16 protein-coding genes are annotated in these 14,830 nt (G+C 67.6%); 8 read left to right on the top strand and 8 right to left on the bottom strand.

What is annotated here, in order from left to right:
* Window positions 1–143: 143 nt before the first annotated feature.
* Together ACWFRF_RS34785 and ACWFRF_RS34780 are read right to left on the bottom strand one after the other, a co-directional pair.
* Window positions 144–1,004 carry an ABC transporter permease gene (locus ACWFRF_RS34785; RefSeq protein ID WP_452454357.1) on the bottom strand — a complete coding sequence of 287 codons (861 nt, stop codon included), beginning with the start codon at window positions 1,002–1,004 and terminating at the stop codon, window positions 144–146.
* Complete coding sequence (locus ACWFRF_RS34780) at window positions 1,001–1,900, bottom strand: ABC transporter ATP-binding protein (protein ID WP_452454355.1); 900 nt, start codon at window positions 1,898–1,900, stop codon at window positions 1,001–1,003. The genes ACWFRF_RS34785 and ACWFRF_RS34780 overlap by 4 nt, the downstream gene beginning before the upstream one ends.
* Before the next feature lie 146 nt (window positions 1,901–2,046).
* Between ACWFRF_RS34780 and ACWFRF_RS34775 the strand changes: the two genes are divergently transcribed.
* Genes ACWFRF_RS34775 through ACWFRF_RS34760 form a run of 4 tightly spaced genes read left to right on the top strand, consistent with a single transcriptional unit; the run spans window position 2,047 to window position 4,738 of the window.
* Window positions 2,047–3,327: a sensor histidine kinase gene (locus tag ACWFRF_RS34775; protein ID WP_387446204.1), complete on the top strand. Its 1,281-nt coding sequence runs from the start codon at window positions 2,047–2,049 to the stop codon at window positions 3,325–3,327.
* Window positions 3,324–4,019 carry a response regulator gene (locus ACWFRF_RS34770; RefSeq protein WP_378990742.1) on the top strand — a complete coding sequence of 232 codons (696 nt, stop codon included), beginning with the start codon at window positions 3,324–3,326 and terminating at the stop codon, window positions 4,017–4,019. The genes ACWFRF_RS34775 and ACWFRF_RS34770 overlap by 4 nt, the downstream gene beginning before the upstream one ends.
* A gap of 45 nt (window positions 4,020–4,064) precedes the next feature.
* Complete coding sequence (locus tag ACWFRF_RS34765) at window positions 4,065–4,430, top strand: type II toxin-antitoxin system RelE/ParE family toxin (RefSeq protein WP_452454352.1); 366 nt, start codon at window positions 4,065–4,067, stop codon at window positions 4,428–4,430.
* A complete protein-coding gene (locus ACWFRF_RS34760) occupies window positions 4,427–4,738 on the top strand; it encodes a helix-turn-helix domain-containing protein (protein WP_378631540.1) in 312 nt (103 codons plus the stop codon). Before ACWFRF_RS34765 ends, ACWFRF_RS34760 begins: the two co-directional genes overlap by 4 nt.
* Before the next feature lie 2 nt (window positions 4,739–4,740).
* On the opposite strand, the gene ACWFRF_RS34755 is transcribed toward ACWFRF_RS34760, so the two are convergent.
* A complete protein-coding gene (locus ACWFRF_RS34755; protein ID WP_378990743.1) occupies window positions 4,741–5,388 on the bottom strand; it encodes a vWA domain-containing protein in 648 nt (215 codons plus the stop codon).
* A 160-nt stretch (window positions 5,389–5,548) separates the two neighbouring features.
* Here ACWFRF_RS34755 and ACWFRF_RS34750 point away from each other — a divergent pair, with 160 nt between their 5' ends.
* Together ACWFRF_RS34750 and ACWFRF_RS34745 are read left to right on the top strand one after the other, a co-directional pair.
* The gene (locus tag ACWFRF_RS34750) at window positions 5,549–6,007 is read left to right on the top strand and encodes a YfbM family protein (RefSeq protein ID WP_378990744.1); all 459 of its coding nucleotides are present in this window, start codon (window positions 5,549–5,551) and stop codon (window positions 6,005–6,007) included.
* A gap of 150 nt (window positions 6,008–6,157) precedes the next feature.
* The gene (locus tag ACWFRF_RS34745; protein ID WP_452454349.1) at window positions 6,158–7,339 is read left to right on the top strand and encodes an MFS transporter; all 1,182 of its coding nucleotides are present in this window, start codon (window positions 6,158–6,160) and stop codon (window positions 7,337–7,339) included.
* On the opposite strand, the gene ACWFRF_RS34740 is transcribed toward ACWFRF_RS34745, so the two are convergent.
* On the bottom strand, window positions 7,320–8,168 hold the full coding sequence (locus tag ACWFRF_RS34740; RefSeq protein WP_452454347.1) for a helix-turn-helix domain-containing protein: 849 nt from the start codon (window positions 8,166–8,168) through the stop codon (window positions 7,320–7,322). The genes ACWFRF_RS34745 and ACWFRF_RS34740 overlap by 20 nt on opposite strands.
* 129 nt (window positions 8,169–8,297) lie before the next feature.
* Between ACWFRF_RS34740 and ACWFRF_RS34735 the strand changes: the two genes are divergently transcribed.
* Both ACWFRF_RS34735 and ACWFRF_RS34730 read left to right on the top strand, forming a co-directional pair.
* Window positions 8,298–8,561 (top strand): SHOCT domain-containing protein, encoded by a 264-nt coding sequence (locus ACWFRF_RS34735; RefSeq protein ID WP_378990748.1) that lies wholly within the window; start codon window positions 8,298–8,300, stop codon window positions 8,559–8,561.
* A 2-nt stretch (window positions 8,562–8,563) separates the two neighbouring features.
* Window positions 8,564–9,355, top strand: a complete 792-nt coding sequence (locus tag ACWFRF_RS34730; RefSeq protein WP_379314390.1) for an LLM class flavin-dependent oxidoreductase — start codon at window positions 8,564–8,566, stop codon at window positions 9,353–9,355.
* Window positions 9,356–9,434: 79 nt separating this feature from the next.
* Here ACWFRF_RS34730 and ACWFRF_RS34725 read toward each other — a convergent pair whose 3' ends face one another.
* The 4 genes from ACWFRF_RS34725 to ACWFRF_RS34710 all read right to left on the bottom strand — a co-directional run bounded on the left by ACWFRF_RS34725 (window position 9,435) and on the right by ACWFRF_RS34710 (window position 14,563).
* Window positions 9,435–12,002: an ATP-dependent Clp protease ATP-binding subunit gene (locus tag ACWFRF_RS34725; RefSeq protein WP_379314391.1), complete on the bottom strand. Its 2,568-nt coding sequence runs from the start codon at window positions 12,000–12,002 to the stop codon at window positions 9,435–9,437.
* A 274-nt stretch (window positions 12,003–12,276) separates the two neighbouring features.
* Window positions 12,277–13,206, bottom strand: a complete 930-nt coding sequence (locus ACWFRF_RS34720) for a lipase family alpha/beta hydrolase (RefSeq protein WP_378990751.1) — start codon at window positions 13,204–13,206, stop codon at window positions 12,277–12,279.
* A gap of 63 nt (window positions 13,207–13,269) precedes the next feature.
* The gene (locus ACWFRF_RS34715) at window positions 13,270–13,827 is read right to left on the bottom strand and encodes an anthrone oxygenase family protein (protein WP_452454344.1); all 558 of its coding nucleotides are present in this window, start codon (window positions 13,825–13,827) and stop codon (window positions 13,270–13,272) included.
* A 124-nt stretch (window positions 13,828–13,951) separates the two neighbouring features.
* Entirely contained in the window at window positions 13,952–14,563 is a 612-nt protein-coding gene (locus ACWFRF_RS34710; protein ID WP_101464728.1) for an FHA domain-containing protein, read from the bottom strand.
* Between the last annotated feature and the right edge of the window lie 267 nt (window positions 14,564–14,830).

The following is a 14,830-nucleotide window of genomic DNA, read 5'->3' as shown; positions in this document are numbered from 1 at the left end:
CCGGCGCCTCCCCCCACCGGGCCTCGGCCATCCCCCGCCAACCGCCGCCCACCCCGGCGGGCTGGCCCTCACCGCCGGCGCTGGTCGCGGATGTCGGTGTCGGACTGCCGCTACCTGGTGCCGGGTTCGATGATCGCAGCGCGTCAGGTGAGATCGCGGCGGGTCATCAACCAGATGGTGCCACCGGCGAAAACCATCACATACCCGGCCAGCAGAGCGAAAGATTCACCGCGGGTGAGGATGTCGAGAACGCCGGGGTTGGCCGGCCCCTCCACGGTGCGCATCGCCCCGGCCAGCGACCCCGCGGCCGTACCGGGGAGCACGTTGGTGACAGCTTCGATCGGGCCGAAGATCCCCGCCACACCGCGAAGCAGGTTCTCCACCACCAGGACCCAGACCAGGCCGAGGCCGACTGCGAGGGCGGGACCACGAGCGATGGCGCCGATGAGCGCTCCCGCGAGCATCCACATGCCGAGAATCGCGGTACCGGTGACGATTCCGATCAGTGAGTCGTCGAGCCACGGCATCGTCACCGGCTGGGATTCGCCGACTGCGATCACGGAGGCGATGCCGACGTCGACGGCGAAGGCCACCAGGACAAGCGCGAGGACCACTACCAGCAGCGTCGACAGCAGTCCCCCCACGGCCGCGGCTCGGCTCGGGCCCTGGGTGAACACGGTTTTCCACGTACCCCAGCCATATCCGCTGCCCACCGCGAGAGCGCCGAGGATCAGCACCAACGCGCCGCCGAACATCGACATGCCCTGCGTGAACACCTCGGGCACAGCGGCGGGCATGAGTTGGCCGAGCAGGACATCGCGAGGCAGGCCGTCCGACATCGCACCGCTCTCGCCCGAGGTGTAGGCGAGGTAGTTGAAGAGGTAGGCGAAGGTCAGGTTGAGCAGGATCCAGGTACCGAGGACGATCCAGAAGGCGGGCCAGCGGCCCAGCCGTAGCGCCTCCGCACGGATACTCGCGGTGAGATCCCGTGTCATGGCGTTCATTTCGCTACCTCCACAGCCGTCATCTCGAAGAACACTTCTTCCAGCGATTTCTCGTCCACCCGCAGTTCGAGCAGGTCCGCGCCTGCCGTCACGACGGCTCGCGCCACCTCGGGGGCCAGCGCGGCGCTCGTGTCGACCCTGATGCCGTCCGCGCCCGCTCGAGCGGGGGCATCGGTGACGGCGCGGACGGCGTCCAGCGCCACGTCCACGGGCTCGGCACGCACCAGCAGTGTCGCGGTGCCGCGCAATTCGGCCACCGTAGATTCCGCCAGCAGGCGACCACCGGAGATCACCCCGACGCGGTGGCAGATCTCCTGCACCTCGGCGAGCTGGTGGCTCGACAGCAGCACAGTGTGTCCGTCGGCCGCGAGATCGGTGATGAGCGTGCGCATTTCGGCCAGGCCCGCCGGGTCGAGGCCGTTGGTCGGTTCATCGAGGATGAGCAGGTCCGGGTCGCCGAGCATGGCCGCGCCGACGCCGAGACGCTGTTTCATTCCGAGCGAATAGGTCCGGAAGCGGTCGCCTGCCCGATCGGCCAGGCCGACGCGTTCCAATGCCTTCTCGACCTCGGCATTGCCGTGGCCGCGATAGCGGGCCAATATCCGCAGGTTGTCGCGGCCGGAGAGGTACGGGTAGAAGCCGGGGCCCTCGATGAGGACGCCGATTCGGCGCAGCACCGCCGGATCGCCCGGCGACAGGCCCCGCACGGTCGCGGTGCCCGCGCTGGGCCGGATGAGACCGGCCAGCATGCGCAACGTGGTGGTTTTGCCCGCGCCGTTGGGCCCCAGGAATCCGTAGATCTCCCCGGCCGCGACCCGCATGCTCACCGCGTCCACCGCGAGGTGCTCGCCATAGCGTTTGGTCAACTCGGTGGTGACCACGATCGATTCGTTCATGGGAATCAGAATCCGCGCTCGAGGGGTCCCGGGACATCCGTCGCGCGGCGTGCACGGCGCTACGCCGCGCGGCCTACGCGGCTTCCCGCGGGAAATACGTGCGCAGGCCGACGCGGTGGGTGGGCGCACACAATAGGGTTGGGCACGTGGGAGCGTCTGCGAAGTGGGAGCGTGGCTCAGTCGTTCAGGACTGGGGCCTGGCAGTGGTGGTCGCGGTGATCCAGCTGGCCGGTAGTTCCGGTGCGAATTCGCATCAAACCGGGGTGCGGTCGCTGGACGCGTTCGCGTATCTGCTGCTGCTCGCCGGGCCGGTGGCGCTCGGTTTCCGGCGGGCAGTGCCCGAAGCGGTGCTGGCGGTGTCGCTGATCGCCACGGTGACCTATGTCCTGCGCGACTACGGGTACGGGCCGATCTTCCTGTCGCTGGTGATCGCGTTCCTCTCGGCCGCCGTCACCGGATCGCGATGGCGCACCTACCCGGTGGTCGCGATCGGGTATCTGACGATGGTGTGGCCGCTACCCGCCCTGCTCGGGCGGCACTCCGACGCGTGGCAGATATTCGGCCTGCTGGCCTGGATGGGCGTGCTGGTCGCGATCGCGGAGGGCGTGCGGCAGCGGCGCGCGGTGGTGCTGGCGCGCGAGCAGCGGGCCGAGGCGGCACAACGCGACGAGCAAGCGCAGCAGGCCAGGGCGGCCTCCGAGGAGCGGTTGGCGATCGCGCGGGAACTGCACGATGTACTGGCACACAGTCTTTCGCTGATCAACGTGCAGTCGTCGGTGGCGCTGGAGTTGTTCGACCGCAAGCCGCAGCAGGCGGCCGCGGCGCTGGCGACCATCAAGACGACCTCGAAAGAGGCACTGACCGAGGTACACACGCTGCTGCACGCGATTCGCAGCGGCGCGGCGGTGGTGCCGGAGTACCCGGAACATGCTCCCGTCGTCGATGATTCACCCCCTCCGCCGCGTCCCGCGCCGCGTGCGCCTGCACCGACCCTCGACGACCTCGACACCCTGCTCGAGCGCACCCGCGCGACCGGACTCGACGTCGATACCAAGATCATCGGTACGCCGAAGAAGCTGCCGAGCGTGATCGATGTGGCCGCGGCCAGAATCGTGCAGGAATCGCTGACCAACGTGGTGCGCCACGCGCCCGGCGCGACAGCTCTGATCACCCTGCGATACACCCCGGAATCGGTCGACATCACCGTCGACAACACCCGGCCGACCGGAACCGCTGTCCGAACCGGCATCGGCGGCAACGGGATCATCGGGATGCGCGAGCGGGCGCACGCGCTCGGCGGGGCGCTCACCGCGGGGCCGCGACCGTCCGGCGGGTTCCGGGTGGCGGCCCGATTGCCCGCTCGACCAGCGACTTCGACCGCGTCCGCGCGATCGTCGGATTCACCGGGCAGGCAGGCGGGCGCATGACCGAACTGCCGCCGACCGGTGCGGGGCCCACCAAGATTCGGCTTCTCGTCGCCGACGATCAAGCGCTGGTGCGCGGCGGTTTCGTCGCGCTGCTGGACGCCCAGGACGACATCGAAGTCATCGGCGAGGCCGAAAACGGCGAGCAAGCCGTCCGGATGACCCGAGCCCTCGTCCCCGACGTGGTGCTGATGGACATCCGCATGCCGATCCTCGACGGCCTCGCCGCCACCCGCATGATCGCCGACGACCCCCAGCTCGCGGCGGTCCGCGTCGTCGTCCTCACTACCTTCGAACTCGACGAATACGTCTTCGAGGCGATCCGCGCGGGCGCCGCGGGCTTCCTGGTCAAACACACCGAGCCCGCCGACCTGCTCCGCGCTGTCCGCGTCGTCGCAGCGGGCGACGCGCTCCTGTCCCCCGGCGTCACCCGCCGCCTCCTCGCCGAATTCTCCACCCACGCCAAACAACCACCCCCCGCCGCCTTCGCCGAACTCACCGACCGCGAACGCGAGGTGATGACCCTGGTGGCCGAAGGCCTCACCAACGCCGAAATCGGCGCCCGCCTCTACATGTCCCCCGCCACCGCCCGCACCCACGTCAGCCGAATCCTCACCAAACTAGCCGCCCGAGACCGCACCCAACTCGTAGTCCTCGCCTACGAATCAGGCCTGGTCCGCCCAGGCTGGCAGTAGCGCCACCATTGCTATATAGGATTGATCTTATATAGGATCAATCCTATGCACCTGTACCTGGTGGAACTCGAACCCGAGGTAGCCCGATGGCTGCGCTCACTGACTACACGCGAGTACGGCCAGGTAGACGTGTATGTGGGCATGCTTGCCGAGCGTGCGACCACCCTGACCGAACCGTGGTCGCGCAATCTTGGCGATGGGGTACGTGAACTCCGCTTTCACCTTCACCCGCGAGAAATGCGAATCACCTACTGGCTCGCTCCGGGTCGTCGCATCGTGCTGCTGACAGTTTTCCGCAAGACTCGCATGCGGAGACCGACGAGGTGGCGCGAGCCAAGGCACTACGCAAGGTATGCGAATCGGAACATGGTTGTGCCCACACAGATTTCGACAGGAGGTAACCGATCATGACTGAGCACCCATCGATGGACGACCTGCGCCGTGAACGGATGAGCAGCCCCGGGTTCGACGCGGGCGAGTACGAGGCCGGGCGGGCCGAGGCGATTCTCGCGATCGAGCTGGCCGAAGCCATTCGCGAACGGCGGCTCGAACTCGGGCTGACACAGACACAGCTGGCCGAACGGGCCGGGCTGCGTCAGCCCGAGGTCTCACGGATCGAATCCGGGGGCGGGACACCGACAATCGGCATGCTCGAACGTTTGGCGTATGCGCTCGAGGTTCGGTTCGTCGCTCGGTTCGAGAAGGTCGACGCGGCGTAGGACTACTCGCCCTGGTCGGCTTGTCGGCGTTCGGAGTCGGAGAAGCGGGCGCGGCGGGCGGCGCCCGCGGGGGCGGCTTGGGCTCGGGCGGAGTAGGCGGAGAGGGCGTCGAAGGCGCCTCGGACGCCGCCGGCGACCGGGGCGTAGGTGATGGCCGAGCCGGGGTCGAAGCCGAGGTTGGAGCCTACTTCGACGGCGTCCATGTTGGCGCCGAGGAAGACGAAGGTCCAGTTGTACACGTCTTGCTGCTGGGTGATGAGAGACTTCACGGCGGCGTGGGTCCATTCGCGGCTGGAATTCTCGTGGCCGTCGGTGAGAACGACGACGATCACGGTGCCGGGACGCTCGTGTTCGGGGCGCTCGGCCAGCTCGCTGCCCACGCTGGTGACGAGCTTGCCGAGCGCGTCGTAGAGCGCGGTTCCGCCACGCGGCTGCAAGCTCGGCGCAGGCACCTGAGCCAGCGGCACATTCGCGTAGACCACGTCATAGGTGGTGTCGAACTGCGCGAGCGTGACCTCGATCGTCTTCGGCACACTGCGCTGCTGTTCGAAATAGGCGGCCAACCCACCTTCGGTATCGGCCTTGATCGTCTGCATCGACCCCGAACGGTCGAGCAGAACGGCGATCAGCGTGCGGTCGGAATCAGTCATGTGTGCGAACACCCCCGTGTCGGTCGGATAACCAATTCCCACCGTACGCCGCGAAACAGGACCGTCTGACCGGCGAAAAGAAGACCCCAAGGTATCGCCAAGGCGCGATTCCTACCTTCACCACGGTCCGACTACTCCGCCTGAAAGGCGCCTCCTTTCCGTGAGCATCATTTTCGTCTTCACCCGTATCACTCCCTCCGATGCCATCCGGGTCACTGCCGAGCCGGACGCCGCGTGGGACCTCATCGAAACGCCTCGATCCGCGGACGAACCGTCCGGCGACCTCGACCAGGCCTGGGACGGCCTGCGCTGCCTGTTCTCCGCCGCAGCAGTCGATTTCGACCTACTCGGCGGCGATGAGCCGAGCACCCGCCAGGACTGCCTGCGTGTGTGGTCGGCAACCGAAGTGTCCGCGGCGGCACGGGTCCTCTCCGCCACTCCCTTCGACCGACTGGCCGAGCATTTCTCCCCGGAGTTGATGGACGAAGAGGGCGCGGGCCCGGACATCTGGGACGGCGACGAAGCACTCGACTACCTGCGCGAGGCCTACGAGGATCTCCAGGCGTTCTTCACGCACGCGGCCGCGACGAATTCCGCGGCGATGGGCCAATTCGCGTAGCCTGCCCGAGGTCATTGCCTAGATCCGCCGATCACGCGGCCGATCCGGTGGCGCAGTAGCAGCGCAACGTTGGCGTTCAGGTCGATCGCCGTGGCGTTTGGGTCGCGTGACGGGGATATTCCGGCTGTTGCATCAGGCATGATCAAGACATTGACGACGAGCCCTGCGGCATCGGAAGTTTCGCGCCGCGCCACGTGGCCCGCCCTGCTCACCATGTTCCTCGGCAGCTTCACGCTGGTGACCGCGGAGTTCCTGCCGCCGGGCGTGCTCACCGCACTCGCGAATGATCTCGGAGTACCCGAAGGGGTTGTCGGACTGTCGGTGAGCGCGACGGCGCTGACCGCGCTGGTGGCCGCGCTCGGATCGGGCGCGCTGTTCCCCCGCCTGGATCGGCGCACCCTGCTGATCTGGCTGACCGTCGGCGCGGCGGTATCGAACGTGGTGGTCGCCCTCGCGCCGAACATCGTGTTGTTGCTGATCGCGCGACTGCTGCTCGGCCTGGCTGTCGGCGGCTACTGGTCGATGGCGCTGGTGATCGCCGCGAAGCTCGTCCCGGCCGAACGGCTCGGCAAGGCGATGATGATCGTGAACGCGGGAACCACGGTCGCGACGGTGGCCGGAGTGCCGCTCGGCGTGCTGCTGAGCACCTACGCCGGGTGGCGGACGACCTTCCTGATCGTGGCCGCGCTGACCGCCGCCACCGCCGTCGCGGTGCGGCTGATGCTGCCGCCGATCGCGCCGAGCACGGGCATCGGGTTCGCCGCACTCGGCAACGCCCTGCGGTCCCCGGGCGTGACGCTCGGGCTGGTCAGCATGGTCGCCGTCGTCGGCGGGCACTTCGCCGGATACACCTATATCCGCCCGGCCCTGGCCGAACTGCTCGGTGCGGGCCCGCCGGTGATCCCGGTGCTGCTCGCCCTGTTCGGCGTCGGTGGTCTGCTCGGCAACTTCGTCCTCGGCGCACTCGCCGACCGCCACCTCGGCGCCCTGCTGGTGGCGGTGCCTGCAGCCGTCGGCCTGTCACTGCTCGCGATCATCGCCTCCGCGGCGTTCGCCCCACTCGCCTACCTGGCCGTGGTGGTGTGGGGCGCCGCGTTCGGCGGCATTCTCAATCTCGTGCAGGTGTGGGTATCGCGGGTGCTGCCCGATCGCATGGAAGCGGGCAGCGGACTGATCGTCGCCGGTTTCCAGCTGGCGATCATCCTCGGCTCGGCGATCGGCGGCCGCGGCGTGGACAGCGTCGGCCTGGCCCCGACCTACGCGCTCGGTGCCGTCGCTGCGGTCCTCGGCGGGGTCCTGATCCGGCACTCACTCACCCGAGCGGCGCACTGACCTCAGTCGATGCCCGGGCCGCCCGCCGCCACTGCGACGGCGTGCGGCCCGTCTGCCGCCGGAACGCCCGCCCGAACGCCGTCTCCGAGCGATAGCCGAGCCGGCGGGCCACCGTGCCGACCGGCACCGCGTGGTCGACCAACAGCAGTTGCGCCCGCTCGATCCGCAGTTTCGTCAGGTACCGGCCCGGCGTGAGGCCGGTCGCCGCCTGAAACCGGGCGGCGAACCCGGACCGCGAGGCCAGCGCGATCTTTGCCAGCCCTTCAACTGTCCACTCCTGCCCCGGGTCGGCATGCATCGCGGCCACGGCCTGCGCCACCCCGGGCTCGTTCACCTTCAGCAGCCACCGTGGTGGCGCGCAACCACGGGCATGCCAGGACTCGATCGCCATCGAAGTGAGCAAGGTGGCCACCCGGTCGCCCTGGACGCCGAACGGGTCAGGGCACTGTTGGACCAGGTGACGAAACATGGTCGCGGCCAAAGGCGTGTGGTCGACGAAACCGGTCAGCAGCAGCCGTTGTGGCAGCGCGGTCATGGCACTGCCGGTCCCGACGGGTTCCAGGCGCACCCGGAGCACCCGGCCGTCCGACAGCGCGTTGATCGCGAATCGTTCGGTGCCGGGCACGAACAGAAAATCCCCGCTCGCCAGGTCTTCTGCCGTGCTGAGCCCTTCGACCCGGACCAGCCCGTCCAGCACCACCAGCGCGCTCGGCTCGGTCATGAACTCCCACTGGCCCGCCGTGAGTGCGAACTCGTCGCGCCCGGCGAAGCGCCACTGCACACCGGCCAGCACATCGTCGAGGCTGTGCGCACCATCGGTCTGCGTCACGTGCACCCCTCCTGATGGAACTCCGATGCACTGCACGGTACCGGTCGACGGGTTGTACGCGCGGTGACGTACGCCGGATCGGGTCTCGCGGCCGATGTCGTCGGTCGTTCGGGCGAGCAGGGTTGAGACATGAACATTGTCGACAGCGCGACGACGCTGACCCTGCTGGCCGACCACTACGACGGAGGGTGGCATCCATGGCCGTTCTTCTGGATCTTCCCGGTGATCTTCTGGATCACCGTGATCGCACTGGTGTTCTTCGCACGCCGCCGGTGCGCGGGACGCGGTGGCGCGGTGGGCGCGCTGCGCGAAGGTTTCGCTCGCGGCGAGATCACCGAGGCCGAATACCGCGGCAGGCTCGCGGTATTGAGCGAACCGCGCGGGAAGAAGTAGCGATGCGATTCGGAATCGTGCTCATGCCGCGGTCCGGGGCGGAGTGGACACAGGCGGTGACCGGGGCGCAGGCGCAGGGGTACCGCACGCTGATGCTGCCGGACACGCTGTACACGCCGTCCCCGCTCATCGCCCTGGCAGCAGCCGCCGCCGTGACGGAGAACCTGCGATTGCGGCCCAATGTCCTGGCCGCGCCCTTCCGCTCCGCCGCGACGACTGTTCGGGAAACGGCGGCACTGCAACTGCTTTCGGACGGCCGATTCGAACTCGGGATCGGCACCGGCCGACCGGACGCGCGAACGGAGGCCGAAAGGCTCGGCATGCCATGGGGTTCGGCGGGTGAACGACGAAACCAGCTGATCGACACCATCACCTCGGTGCGCGCCCAGGTGGACCCGTCACCACCGGTGGTCATCGCGGCGAGCGGGCCTCGAATGCTCACCACCGCGGCGCGATACGCCGACCGCATTCTGCTGGCGGCGGCACCGGACGCGACCGAAGACGACCTCGCCGAGATGGTCGGCATCGTCACCGCCCACACCGACCGCGAGATCCGATTCACCCTCCAACTGGTCGGCATCGGCGACCGGCTCCCCAGCTGGCTGAGCACCCGCCTCGGCCACACCCCCGAAAAACTCCGCGCCGCGGGGGCTGCCGGACTTCTCCCCAGCGATCCACAGGCCGCGGTGAAAATCCTCGAGTCCCGCAGCGAGCGTTACGGAATCGACGAGCTGATCGTCCCGGGCGAGCTGGCCACCGCCTTCGCCCCGGTTCTCGAACGCGCACGTCAGTAGACGATGCGCTGCTGATCCGCGACGCGAAAAGCCCGCCCTCTGATACAGAGGGCGGGCTTTCGGTTCAGCTGGTTACTACTTACTCGCCGGAGGCGGCGGCCTCGGGCGCGGTGCCCTCGGCTGCGCCGGTGAGAACCACCTCGGGCTTGTCGTCGGTCGCGGAGCCCTTGGTCAGCTTCGTCTTGCCTTCGAAGGTGAACTTGGCGTCCTCGCCGAGACCCTCGCCGTTCCAGCCTTCGACGTCGACCAGAATGGTCTGGCCCGCGCCGATCTCGCCGAAGAGGATCTTCTCCGAGAGCTGGTCCTCGATCTCGCGCTGGATCGTGCGACGCAGCGGACGAGCGCCGAGGACCGGATCGAAGCCGCGCTTGGCGAGCAGGCTCTTGGCCTGTTCGGTCAGCTCCATCGCCATGTCCTTGTTCTTCAGCTGCACCGAGACGCGGGCGATCATCAGGTCCACCATCATCACGATCTGTTCGCTCGTGAGCTGGTGGAAGACGATCACGTCGTCGATGCGGTTGAGGAACTCGGGGCGGAAGTGCTTCTTCAGCTCGTCGTTGACCTTGAGCTTCATCCGCTCGTAGTTCGAGCCCTCGGCGTTGGACTGGGTGAAGCCGAGGCCGACAGCCTTGGAGATGTCGGAGGTGCCCAGGTTCGAGGTGAAGATCAGCACGGTGTTCTTGAAGTCGACCGTACGACCCTGACCGTCGGTGAGACGGCCGTCCTCGAGCACCTGCAGGAGGGTGTTGTAGATCTCCTGGTGCGCCTTCTCGATCTCGTCGAACAGCACCACCGAGAACGGCTTGCGGCGCACCTTCTCGGTGAGCTGGCCGCCCTCCTCGTAGCCCACGTACCCGGGAGGGGCACCGAACAGACGAGAAGCGGTGAAGCGGTCGTGGAATTCGCCCATGTCGATCTGGATGAGCGCGTCGTCGTCGCCGAACAGGAAGTTCGCCAGCGACTTGGCGAGCTCGGTCTTACCGACACCCGAGGGGCCGGCGAAGATGAACGAGCCCGACGGACGCTTGGGGTCCTTCAGACCGGCGCGAGTGCGGCGGATCGCCTTGGAGACGGCCTTGACGGCATCCTCCTGGCCGATGATCCGCTTGTGCAGCTCGTCTTCCATCCGGAGCAGACGGGTGGTCTCCTCCTCGGTGAGCTTGAAGACGGGGATGCCGGTCCAGTTGGCCAGCACCTCCGCGATCTGCTCGTCGTCGACCTCGGCCACGACGTCCAGATCACCGGAACGCCACTGCTTCTCGCGCTCGGCACGCTTGGCGACGAGCTGCTTCTCCTTGTCGCGCAGACGCGCGGCCTTCTCGAAGTCCTGCGCGTCGATAGCGCTTTCCTTCTCCCGGCGCGCATCGGCGATCTTGTCGTCGAAGTCGCGCAGGTCCGGCGGAGCGGTCATCCGGCGGATGCGCATGCGCGCGCCCGCTTCGTCGATCAGGTCGATCGCCTTGTCCGGCAGGAACCGGTCGTTGATGTAGCGGTCGGCCAGGGTGGCGGCGGCGACGAGCGCGCTGTCGGTGATGGAGACCCGGTGGTGCGCCTCATAGCGGTCGCGCAGACCCTTGAGGATGTTGATGGTGTGCTCGACGGTCGGCTCGCCCACCTGCACCGGCTGGAAACGGCGTTCCAGCGCGGCGTCCTTCTCGATGTACTTGCGGTACTCGTCGAGGGTGGTGGCACCGATGGTCTGCAGCTCGCCACGGGCCAGCTTCGGCTTCAGGATCGAGGCCGCGTCGATGGCGCCTTCGGCAGCACCCGCGCCGACGAGCGTGTGCAGCTCGTCGATGAACAGGATGATGTCGCCGCGGGTGTTGATCTCCTTGAGCACCTTCTTGAGGCGCTCTTCGAAGTCACCGCGGTAGCGGCTGCCCGCGACCAGGGAGCCCAGGTCGAGGGTGTAGAGCTGCTTGTCCTTGAGGGTCTCGGGGACCTCGCCGTTGACGATGGCCTGCGCCAGGCCCTCGACGACCGCGGTCTTACCGACACCGGGCTCGCCGATCAGCACCGGGTTGTTCTTGGTGCGGCGCGAGAGCACCTGCATCACGCGCTCGATTTCCTTCGAGCGCCCGATGACGGGATCGAGCTTGCCTTCCAGGGCCGCCTGAGTGAGGTTGCGACCGAACTGGTCGAGCACCAGCGACGTGGACGGGGTGCCCGCCTCGCCGCGCGGACCGGCGCCCTCGACGGGCTCCTTGCCCTGGTACCCGGACAGCAGCTGGATGACCTGCTGACGGACACGGTTGAGGTCGGCGCCGAGCTTGACCAGCACCTGGGCCGCGACGCCCTCGCCCTCGCGGATGAGGCCGAGCAGGATGTGCTCGGTACCGATGTAGTTGTGGCCGAGCTGCAGCGCTTCGCGCAGGCTCAGCTCCAGCACCTTCTTGGCACGCGGGGTGAAGGGGATGTGACCGGACGGCGCCTGCTGGCCCTGCCCGATGATCTCCTCGACCTGGCTGCGCACACCCTCCAGCGAGATGCCAAGGGACTCCAGCGACTTCGCCGCCACGCCCTCGCCCTCGTGGATCAACCCAAGCAGGATGTGCTCGGTGCCGATGTAGTTGTGGTTGAGCATCCGGGCCTCTTCTTGGGCCAGGACAACGACACGCCTCGCGCGGTCGGTGAACCTCTCGAACATCGCTCCCTCACTCTCCTGCTCCGACATTCTGGCAACAGACGCCGCAGTATGCTCGATACAACCTAGGGCGTCGGACCGACAACTTTCGCCGTCAGCCTGCCATGAAGCCCGGGGGTTGCGGCCCCCGCCATCCACTCTAGTTGGCAGGGGATTCCGCCGCCGCCGGTCCACCCTATTGGGGACCGGCGACAACATGGTCACTCACTGACAACGCGCACGTCGCAGCATTCGTTTCCACCTCAGTTTTGCCTACAGCGAAATCGCGCCGCGCGGCTCAACCGGTGAAGGGTGGGACGAATTCGCACGCGACCGGGGCCTGCCGGGCGGGATCGAGGGCATTGAGGACATGGCCTGCCGCGCGCGGGCTGCCCGCGATGGCCAGGTGTTCGGAGTAGTCCTGCGCGCACCCGTCCTGCACCACGATCGAGGTGGCGTTCGGGCCGGGGACCAGGCCCGATGTATGCGGAACGACCAGTTCGTCGAAGGCGGAGACGATATTGGTGTAGGTGACCCGTGCGTCGTACACACCGTCGGCATTGAGCGCGGTCATGAAGGGCGAGCCGGTGAACATCTGCCCGCAGGCCTGACACAGCGACGAGCTGACCGCGTCGAAGGCGGGACCAGCGCCGAGCGCCCGGCTGAAGCGGGCGATGTCGGCCGCGCCGAACGCGTTGGTACCGAGCCACGGCGGCGCGATCCCGACCAGCTTGCCGACCTTGTCTGCGCCGCCCAACCGCTTGAGGTAGTAGTTGCCGACGATATTGCCCTGCGAATGGGCGATCAGGTCGACGCGCTCGGCGCCGGTGCGGGCCAGCACGCTGTCGACGAAGGCCGAGACCTCGGCGGCGCTCTGCTCGATCGGACGCATGCCGCCGATCGCCGAGACGGGCCAGGGAAGGGCGTAGGCGCCGTAGGTGAGGGAAAAGACGCAGTAGCCCTCGTTGGCCAGCAGGGGGGCATATACACCCCAGTTCGTCTGCCCTCCGCCGCCGGTGCCGTGCAGCAGGACCACCGGGTCGGGATGCTCGGGCGAGGGGACGCAGCCCGGATCGTTCGCGCCGGGTAGCGAGCCGCCCGGGTTGGTGAGCTCCGGCGCAATGCCCGCGAAGAAGTTGTAGTCGACGGGAAGGGGCTGGGCCGACGCGGTGGCGGGCAGGCAGGCGAACAGGGCCGCGGCCAGCACCAGAAGCGAACAACGTCGCATGAACGACTCCTCACTAGAACGTGTTCCACTCATCATGGAACACGTTCTAGTGATCGCGTGGCACTACCGGCCGTAAACCATCGACACCGGTGCCGCGGCCACGTCGGTGGCCGAACTGGACTTACCCTGCTGCACGCCCGCGGCGAACAGCGCGCCGCACAGCACCAGGAACGCGGCACTGTGCAGCACCGCGCGGACGATATTCCAGCGAACCCAGGTCGCCTCGAAATCCGCACGGACGGCGGCGGTGTCGGCGATCGACGCCGGATCACCCGCCGCGGCGAGCGCGTCGTTGAGCGGCACGTTCAAGCCGGCGGTAACCGCGAACGCGATCACGTTGAGCGCCAACGCGATTCCGATCCAGATCAGTGTCGAACGCTGTTCCCTACCGAGGTGCAGCGCGGCCGCCAGCGCCGTGAAACCGACCGTGCCCATGAAGCCGAACATGAACCAGGGGTTGATGATCACGACGTTGATCTTCTGCATCACGTCGATCAGCGTGCGGTCATCGGTGCGGGCCAGCGCCGGCATCACCGAGATCGCGTAGGCGTAGAACACGCCGGCGATGAGTCCGGTACTGAGCAGGGCCAGCACCATGGTGGCCATCCGAACTGCGAACATGTGATGTCTCCTGACTCGTGGTCCGGAGCTTCGATCTCGCGCTCCGGTGATACGAGTAAGTCAACCGCCCAGACCGGATCCGCGACATAGTTCAGACGCTCACCGACCTACGCGAACGTCGCACTCACAGATCGTGGTCGGAGATCAGGCCGCTCTGCATCGCCAGCGCGGCCAATCGGGTGCGCTTCTGGTTCTGCGGCAGATTCTCCACCCCGAACTTCGCGAACAAGGCGCGCAGGTGGGTTTTGATGGCATCGATCGAGAGGAACAATTCCTCGGCGATCTGCTGGTTCGACGCGGGCGTCGCGAATCCGGTGCCGTGTTTGTACGGACGGCACAGCGCGACCAGCACCGCGCGCTGGGTCTCGGTCAGTGAGCGCATCGTGGGGATGGACCCGGACGCGGTATGCGTCGCGTCATCCACCACACCGCCGAAATCGAAGAAATGCACGAGCGTGGTCCCGACCCGAATCCGGTCGCCGGGACTCAGCCGACGCCGCCCGACCAGCCGCTCGCCGTTGACGAAGGTGCCGTTGCGCGACAGTCCGTCGTCGATGATGGTCCAGTGCGCACCGAGATGTTCGACCGCGGCGTGCAGCCGGGAAACCTCGGCGTCCCACGCGAGCACCAGGTCGGCCTGCACATTGCGCCCGATGGTGACACGCTGCTGCCCGGCCTCCAGGGCCAGTTCATGCTGCTTACCGGTGTCGTCGGTATACCGCAGGAAGGAACTCACTGCGCGACACCGCCGGATACTCGAAACACCTTGTGCACGGCCATCAGTCTACGTCCCGAGACCCCACACCCGGGACAACCCGGGCCCCTTGTTCCCCGCACCCGGCACAACCCGGGCCCTTCGTTCCCTCGTTTTCCCCGCCAACGCAACCCCGCACGCCCCGACCTCGAGGAGGGGCAGGCAGGCGCAGCCTGCCGTTCGCGGCCGTCCCGTCGTTGAGGCGCCGTTGCGTAGGCGACGAAGGAGCAAGCAACGGTGCCTCAACAA

Source organism: Nocardia sp. NPDC055165 (genome assembly GCF_053606985.1).
This window is presented reverse-complemented; position numbering and strand designations above follow the sequence as displayed.

Excerpts from the sequence above, each read along its gene's own strand:
- ACWFRF_RS34785 (WP_452454357.1), bottom strand. The coding sequence starts at position 1,004 with ATGAACGCCATGACACGGGATCTCACCGCGAGTATCCGTGCGGAGGCG.
- ACWFRF_RS34780 (WP_452454355.1), bottom strand. The coding sequence starts at position 1,900 with ATGAACGAATCGATCGTGGTCACCACCGAGTTGACCAAACGCTATGGC.
- ACWFRF_RS34770 (WP_378990742.1), top strand. The coding sequence starts at position 3,324 with ATGACCGAACTGCCGCCGACCGGTGCGGGGCCCACCAAGATTCGGCTT.
- ACWFRF_RS34765 (WP_452454352.1), top strand. The coding sequence starts at position 4,065 with ATGCACCTGTACCTGGTGGAACTCGAACCCGAGGTAGCCCGATGGCTG.
- ACWFRF_RS34760 (WP_378631540.1), top strand. The coding sequence starts at position 4,427 with ATGACTGAGCACCCATCGATGGACGACCTGCGCCGTGAACGGATGAGC.
- ACWFRF_RS34755 (WP_378990743.1), bottom strand. The coding sequence starts at position 5,388 with ATGACTGATTCCGACCGCACGCTGATCGCCGTTCTGCTCGACCGTTCG.
- ACWFRF_RS34735 (WP_378990748.1), top strand. The coding sequence starts at position 8,298 with ATGAACATTGTCGACAGCGCGACGACGCTGACCCTGCTGGCCGACCAC.
- ACWFRF_RS34730 (WP_379314390.1), top strand. The coding sequence starts at position 8,564 with ATGCGATTCGGAATCGTGCTCATGCCGCGGTCCGGGGCGGAGTGGACA.
- ACWFRF_RS34725 (WP_379314391.1), bottom strand. The coding sequence starts at position 12,002 with ATGTTCGAGAGGTTCACCGACCGCGCGAGGCGTGTCGTTGTCCTGGCC.
- ACWFRF_RS34720 (WP_378990751.1), bottom strand. The coding sequence starts at position 13,206 with ATGCGACGTTGTTCGCTTCTGGTGCTGGCCGCGGCCCTGTTCGCCTGC.
- ACWFRF_RS34715 (WP_452454344.1), bottom strand. The coding sequence starts at position 13,827 with ATGTTCGCAGTTCGGATGGCCACCATGGTGCTGGCCCTGCTCAGTACC.